The following is a 625-nucleotide window of genomic DNA, read 5'->3' on the forward strand; positions in this document are numbered from 1 at the left end:
TTGTTCACGGGACTGGCCAATGCGCCCGTGCAAACCAAACTCCATGCTTTTTTGGTATCGACGAGGAAACGCAACGTCAGATCGGGACATTTGTTGTATTGTTCAGCATGGTTGAGCAGCAGCTTGAATTTGTGCTGTTGACCAAATCCAGAGAAATCGCAGTGGGACAGATCCCGACAACCGATCGCATGACCGTCAGCGATCGCTTCAAGGCCTTGCGCGCGCTGGCGGAGGAGGAGCCATTACTCTTGGGCTGTGTCGAATATGCAGCAAACCTTGGCGAGGTCCTCATGACCGCACGTCACACGGTGGTACACGGCGCGCCGATGGAGCATGGGCGGGTGGAGAAAAATCGCAGCTGGTTCGGAGAAGTCCGCAAGCGACCGTTCTCTGCATTGCAGATTGATGGAACTATACTTGATTCTGCGTCAATGGTCGCTGACACCTTGTTTCGTCAGCTCGGATCGATCGGCGCTTGGCTGTCTGGCAATTTTGACGTGGCTACGGCCATGGAACCAGGCGAAACTGAACGCGAGACTGCTAAGGCAGCTGCGGCAGTGATCGCGGAAGCGCTAAGGAATGCGCGCGCGGCTTAGCCGGCGCGCGGCAAGCCCCATGGTCGACA

At 56.6% G+C, this 625-nt stretch carries 1 protein-coding gene; it reads left to right on the forward strand.

Going from position 1 to position 625, the window contains the following annotated elements:
* Positions 1-596 (forward strand): hypothetical protein (locus tag NN5_RS24840; protein WP_217998782.1); only part of this gene is annotated, 596 nt, incomplete at its 5' end.
* Between the last annotated feature and the right edge of the window lie 29 nt (positions 597-625).

It is taken from the genome of Novosphingobium naphthalenivorans NBRC 102051 (assembly GCF_001590985.1).
GTDB lineage: Bacteria > Pseudomonadota > Alphaproteobacteria > Sphingomonadales > Sphingomonadaceae > Novosphingobium > Novosphingobium naphthalenivorans.